At 47.1% G+C, this 6,172-nt stretch carries 6 protein-coding genes and 2 pseudogenes; 5 read left to right on the top strand and 3 right to left on the bottom strand.

The annotated features are described in order from the left end of the window. Nucleotides 1–158, bottom strand: a 158-nt coding sequence (locus tag PX481_RS11580) for a helix-turn-helix domain-containing protein (protein ID WP_288094614.1), incomplete at its 3' end; no start/stop codon positions are given. 385 nt (nt 159–543) lie between these two features. Here PX481_RS11580 and PX481_RS11575 point away from each other — a divergent pair. Then, nucleotides 544–684: a hypothetical protein gene (locus PX481_RS11575; protein WP_288094613.1), complete on the top strand. Its 141-nt coding sequence runs from the start codon at nt 544–546 to the stop codon at nt 682–684. On the opposite strand, the gene PX481_RS11570 is transcribed toward PX481_RS11575, so the two are convergent. After that, nucleotides 651–1,286 (bottom strand): peroxiredoxin, encoded by a 636-nt coding sequence (locus PX481_RS11570; protein ID WP_002761158.1) that lies wholly within the window; start codon nt 1,284–1,286, stop codon nt 651–653. The two genes, PX481_RS11575 and PX481_RS11570, sit on opposite strands and share 34 nt — an antisense overlap. A gap of 478 nt (nt 1,287–1,764) precedes the next feature. On the opposite strand from PX481_RS11570, the gene psbU reads away from it, so the two are divergent. The 4 genes and pseudogenes from psbU to PX481_RS29690 form a co-directional block, all read left to right on the top strand. Continuing rightward, entirely contained in the window at nt 1,765–2,172 is a 408-nt protein-coding gene (psbU, locus tag PX481_RS11565; RefSeq protein ID WP_002761160.1) for a photosystem II complex extrinsic protein PsbU, read from the top strand. A 206-nt stretch (nt 2,173–2,378) separates the two neighbouring features. Continuing rightward, the gene (gene nadB, locus PX481_RS11560; protein WP_002761162.1) at nt 2,379–4,046 is read left to right on the top strand and encodes an L-aspartate oxidase; all 1,668 of its coding nucleotides are present in this window, start codon (nt 2,379–2,381) and stop codon (nt 4,044–4,046) included. Between the two features lie 213 nt (nt 4,047–4,259). Beyond that, nucleotides 4,260–5,354, top strand: coding sequence for a HEAT repeat domain-containing protein (locus PX481_RS11555; protein ID WP_002761164.1), 1,095 nt, complete (start codon nt 4,260–4,262; stop codon nt 5,352–5,354). Continuing rightward, nucleotides 5,351–5,947 (top strand): annotated as a pseudogene (locus PX481_RS29690) (glycosyltransferase); the annotation flags it as partial. The gene PX481_RS11555 and the pseudogene PX481_RS29690, both read left to right, overlap by 4 nt. 52 nt (nt 5,948–5,999) lie before the next feature. On the opposite strand, the pseudogene PX481_RS11540 reads toward PX481_RS29690, so the two are convergent. Continuing rightward, nucleotides 6,000–6,172, bottom strand: a pseudogene (locus tag PX481_RS11540) (IS630 family transposase); the annotation flags it as partial.

Genomic DNA, 6,172 nt, shown 5'->3' with positions numbered 1-6,172 from the left:
GTTTGAGCATAGCCTACTCTTTCTTGCTTTTCGTACCAAGCTTGTGTTCTGAGATGGAGAGCTTTGTTGTAAACTAATCTTACACAGCCCAATGTGCGCCGCAATAGCGACTCTTGTTCGGGTGTTGGGTAAAATCGAAACGAGTAGGCTTTTTCCATGTCTCACATTTTAGCATATATTTCGTAAACGATGCTCATATTTAACAGTAAAGCCGTCGTAGAACGACGGGGTTTCAGACCCAAATTTTCGATGAAAAAATATATTGACAATCAAACCAATAAATGATGTAGGGGGATAAATCCCCTGTTGCCAGGGCTAGCATCCGTTAAAACGGATGGCTAACCCTCCCTGACGACTTTATGGTTTTCGGATTGCCAGTTTTCCAGGATATGGTTCACCGATTACCGGTCACTAATTAGGGCTGGCTGAATAAAGCTAAAAACCTTGTTGGGTAAGACTTTTAGACCTTTTGTCAATCAAAAAGTACTGGATATGGGAGTGATCGGGGGAAATTTAGGCACTTTTTCTCTGAAAATTAGGTAATTGGCCACCTCAAAACTGGTAAAACCCTACACCCTACCTGCCCCCCCGATGTCGGGGGGGTTGGGGGGCCACACCCTGCCACCAGGAAAAACTTTTTGCCGCAAACCCTACTTATTAGGTTGGGGAGTCATGCGTAGATAGGGTTTGATTTCTTCAACTCCTTTGGGGAATTTGCTACGAGCTTCTTCAGTGGGAATAGAGGGAACCACCACACAATCGCCGCCGTCGGTCCAGTTAGCGGGGGTAGCCACTTGATAGTTATCGGTGAGCTGCAGGGAGTCAATCACCCGCAGGATCTCGTTAAAATTGCGTCCCGTGCTGGCAGGATAGGTAATGGTTAAACGTAATTTTTTGTTGGGATCGATAATAAACACCGAACGTACCGTCAGATTATTGAGGGAATTGGGGTGAATCATGCCGTAGAGATCCGACACTTTGCGATCGCCATCGGCGATAATCGGATAGTTAACGGTAGTGTTTTGAGTTTCGTTGATGTCATTAATCCAACCCCGATGGGATTCGGCACTATCCACACTCAAAGCGATCACTTTCACATTACGTCGCTCAAATTCTGACTTAAGACTAGCCACCGTACCTAATTCCGTGGTACAAACGGGGGTATAATCAGCCGGGTGGGAGAACAGCACCACCCAGCTATCTCCTACCCACTGGTGAAAAGAAATCGGACCTTCACTAGAATCTTGTGTAAAATCTGGAACGATATCACCCAATTGGAGAGCCATAATTGTGTCTTCCTTATTATGTATTTCAAGACAAGCAACAGTCTATGATGCCATAGGAGTGCTGTTCGTCATTGATAATTTTAGGGATTTATAATAATTGGGTTAGGGGATAGGGGAATGAGGAAATGGGGGGAGTGGGGAGATAGGGAGATAGGGAAATTCAACTGTAGCAGCAGCCAGATGGCATCAGGAAAATCCTTGCCAGAAAAGGGTTTTAGCGATTTAGATTGTCCTAACCAACTTGTTTTTTGTGATCAAACCCCAAAACCGCAAAACCCTTCCCCTAGGGGGGCAAACTAGGTTATGATCTGGTCTAATGGCATGATATAACTTTTTTAACTAGCTATCAGCGTTCAGCTAATAGCTAGGCTGCGGTGGCAAATCCCAACTACCCACCCTATGCCTAGTCGGAAGGCTGACGGCTTCATTTCTTGTCCTGATCGTTAATTTGCCTTGGTTTTAGGAGACCACAACTGCAATGAAGAATCTTGTTCGTCTGCTGGCGGTAATTGCCTTGATTATCGGGAGTTTTTGGGGCAAAGTTCCCGCTCAAGCTCTCAATCTCACCTCGATCGCCCTTCCCTCTCTTCCTGTGGCGGTCTTAAATGCGGCTGATGCTAAACTAACTACAGAATTTGGGGCGAAAATCGACCTCAATAACAGTGATATTCGCGATTTCCGGGACTTGAGAGGGTTCTATCCCAATTTAGCTGGTAAAATCATCAAAAACGCCCCCTACCAAGAAGTGGAAGATGTCCTCAATATCCCCGGACTCTCGGCCACTCAAAAAGAGCGTTTACAGGCTAATCTGGAGAAATTTACCGTTACTGAGCCTTCTAAAGAATTTATCGAGGGTGATGACCGTTTTAACCCCGGAGTTTACTAAATCCAGTTAATGGCGGTTTTAAAAAAATTCCAAGGTGAGCGATCGCTCACCTTTTTCAGTGATTAGCGTCTGAAGGCAAGAGGCAAAAGGCAAGAGGCAAAAGAAAGAATCTGGCATACTGCCCCAAGCTAAAAACTGGCGATTTTTGCCAGAACTATAGAGAAATGAAATGCTAGAATAAATAGAATTTATCAATTAACTCCTACATGGTCGTTTCCTCGCAACTGCCGAGTTATCAAGATGTTTTAGTGGTGGGATCGGGAGCGGCGGGATTGTATGCCGCACTGTGTTTACCCCCTAACTTAAAGGTGGGTTTAATTACCAAAGAAGATTTAAAAACTGGGGCTAGTGATTGGGCGCAGGGAGGAATTGCGGCAGCCACCTCCCCGGCAGATTCCCCCGTTTTCCATTTAGAAGATACCCTAAAAGCCGGAGCGGGCTTATGCGATCGCTATGCCGTACAGTTTTTAGTCGAGAAGGCCCCCCAAGCGATCGCTGATTTGCTGCGGTTAGGAGTTAGTTTTGATCGCTCCGGAGACGACTTAGCCCGCACTCTTGAGGCTGCCCATTCCCAGGCCAGGGTGCTGCACGCAGCCGATCGCACGGGGAGAGCGATCGTCAGTACCCTGATGGAAAAAGTGACCGAACGCCCCAATATTACCATTATTCCCCAAGCGATCGCCCTGAAACTCTGGCTTGACCCGGAAGGGCAACGCTGTCAAGGTATTTGTTTACTCCATCAAGATCATCTCTGTTGGCTGCGAGCGCCAGCAGTCATTCTGGCTACGGGAGGCGGCGGTCAAGTCTATGCCCAAACCACTAATCCCGCCGTTAGCACGGGGGATGGAGTCGCCCTGGCTTGGCGTGCCGGGGCAGTGATTCGCGACCTGGAATTTTTTCAGTTTCACCCCACCGCTTTGACTGTGCCGGGGGCGCCGCGGTTTTTAATTAGTGAAGCGGTGCGCGGCGAAGGAGCGCATTTAATTGATGACCGGGGGCGGCGTTTTGCCTTCGATTACCATCCGGCCGGAGAATTGGCCCCCCGGGATGTGGTGAGTCGGGCGATTTTTAGCCATTTGCAGAAAACCTCCGACGATCCCGCCCATGCCAAAGTATATCTAGATTTAAGACCGATCGAACCGGATCGTCTGCGTTATCGTTTCCCCAATATTATCCGCATCTGTCAAAAATGGGGCATTAATGTGTTTGAAGATGTGATTCCCGTTGCCCCCGCCGCTCACTATTGGATGGGAGGAGTGGCTACCGATTTAAACGCCCGCACTTCTCTACCCGGTTTGTATGCGATCGGCGAGGCGGCCAGTACGGGTGTTCACGGTGCTAATCGTTTAGCCAGTAATTCTCTTTTGGAATGTATTGTCTTTGCGGCAAATTTAGTTGAAATAGGTCTAGAGCCAGAAAACTTGGTGGGGGAAAGACCAGAGAAACCCTTAGAAATCGCAGAAAATTGGCAAGAAGAACAGGAATACTGGCAAAAAGTACGCAGAGAATTACCGATTTTAATGTGGGAAAATGCGGGAATTTGCCGATTTCAAAATGAGTTAGAAACTGCTATCCTACGGGTGCAACAGTGGAAACAACAGTTAGAATCCTTAAAGATGGGCCAATTTCTCCAGAATCTTCTCCCCGACAAAGGACAATTATTTTTGTGTCCCTCGGTGCAGTTAGAAATAAGAATAGCGATCGAGACATTAAATCTTCTAGATATCGCTGACTTAATTCTGGAAAGTGCCTTATTGCGAGCAGAAAGCCGAGGCGGTCACTATCGGGGCGATTATCCAGAAACCGTAGCTAATTGGCAATTCCACACGACTATTCAAGGTCGAACGTGGCGTAAAACGCCTGTGCAAGCTTAATTAAGCCAGTTTTTCACAGATAATCCCTAAGCTCTAAACAGTGGACTCTATCCTCGCTACTAGGAGCCTTACTATTCGCCCCACGCTCACCGGAGGCCTTTCCCAATCACCACCGTAGTCCATGACCTATCTCTGGAGTTAAGTGCTTTTCATTTACGGCTTTTAGGCTATCATACTTTTACCCTCCCCCCCCTAAACAGTTGCATTAATTCTATGATCAAACCCAATTTCCTATTTTTGTTAGCTATCGGTGTGAGCAGTTGGGGTCATCATTTTCAGGCTTTACCCAAGGCTAACGCTCAAACTCCCCCTAGGTTAGAGCAACCCCAGACTGTCGCCACTTACGATCAGTTGATGAAAGCTGGTTACGAAGCTACAGCCCAAAGAAATTACCAACTCGCCCTAGGAAAATTTCAACAAGCTCTGGCACAACGTCCGAACGATACATTTGCTCAAAATGCGATCGCTAATATCCAGAAGTATCTAGGTCAAACCGCCACGGCCGCCAACGCAGCCGCCAAAAACGAGACTTCACCAATACCGTTAATTGCTGGCTCGGCCTTGTTATCCATCGCTTTATTGGGAGTTTTACTATCGCTTTTCTTCCAATATCGTCCCAAGGGCAAAGCCTCAAAACGGCGCAAAAAGACAACTTACGTCAATCCTAAAAACCCACTCAACAACTTTTCTAGGGGCAATGGCAATTCCTTCGACGCGGACCCCAAAACGGGCAGTGACATTAATGGCAGTGGTGACGAGGATTTCGAGCCTTCTTTGCCCGTACAAGCTACCTCCCGCATCCCGAACGTAGATTTAATCCTGCGTTTAATTGAAAGTCTTCGTGATAACGATCCCCGTACCCGTAGACGGGCGGTTTGGAAGCTGGCACAGATGTCCGATTCTAGGGCAATGCAGCCTTTAGTCGATAGTATGGTGGATGGGGATTCCTACGAACGCAGTTTAACCCTAGAAGCTCTCGCTCAAATCTGTACCCGCTCCCTGCGACCGATGAACCAAGCTTTGGCTATCTCTCTCCAGGATAAAAATCCCCAAGTGCGGAAAAATGCTATCCGGGATTTAACCAGACTCTACGATATCATGTCTCAGATCAGTCAATTAATTTGTCATGCCCTCGATGATTCCGATGAGGAAGTGCAAGAAACAGCACGCTGGGCAATCAGACAGTTAAATCTGCAATTACCGCCCCGCTTAGATATTGCTCCCCTGGAAACCACTGGTGAACCGGAAGATGATGACGTACAGGATACTTCCTTCACTGAAACCACATCCACTGAGGTGCAAAATTGAGTGGAAAACTGTTATTTCTCTCCACCCCCGTGGGATTTTTGGGATCGGGGGACGGCGGTGGCCTAGAATTAACTCTTTATAATCTCGCTCGCACTCTGAATAAGCAAGGGTATGCGGTGCGGGTAGTGGCTCCAGAAGCCTCGCAATTGCATGATATTCCCTTAATCACTATAGCAGGAAATGCCCAGATTTCCGCCCAAAGTCAAGGCCGGCAAGCCCCGATTTTCATGCCCGAAAATGCCGTTTTGGCCAATATGTGGCACTACGCTCAACAAGTACAACATCAGTACGATTTAATTGTTAATTTTGCCTAGGATTGGCTGCCTTTTTATCTCACTCCTTTTTTTGCCACTCCCGTCGCCCATTTAGTCAGCATGGCTTCCGTTTCTTTGGCGATGGATCATATTATTCAAAAAACCTACCGCAGTTTTCCCCATTTACTCGCTTTTCACACCGTCGCCCAAGCAGAAACTTGCTCAATATCTCCCCCCTATCGCTGTTTGGCTAATGGTTTAGACGTATCTTTGTATCAGTTTCGGGCCGCTCCTTCCCCCTGTCTAGCCTGGGTGGGACGGATTGCCCCGGAAAAAGCTTGAGAAGATGCGATCGCCGCTTGTCAACAGTTGGGCGTAAGCTTTTACGCATTTAAGTTACATTGACAGCATTACCCTTATTTTTCAGTTTTCTACTCCATTTAATAATCAATCCCCCTTCATTTAAAAGCTGATTGTCTACTTTTTCCAGTTCTTCTTTATTTTCAAATTCTCGATTAGCTATGTACTCTTTAGCGGAATGCCACACTAATTCTATTAGGTTGT

Source organism: Microcystis sp. M53603_WE2, from assembly GCF_030065435.1.
Note: the sequence above shows the minus strand (reverse complement) of the source record. Positions and strands in the feature narration are given on the sequence as shown.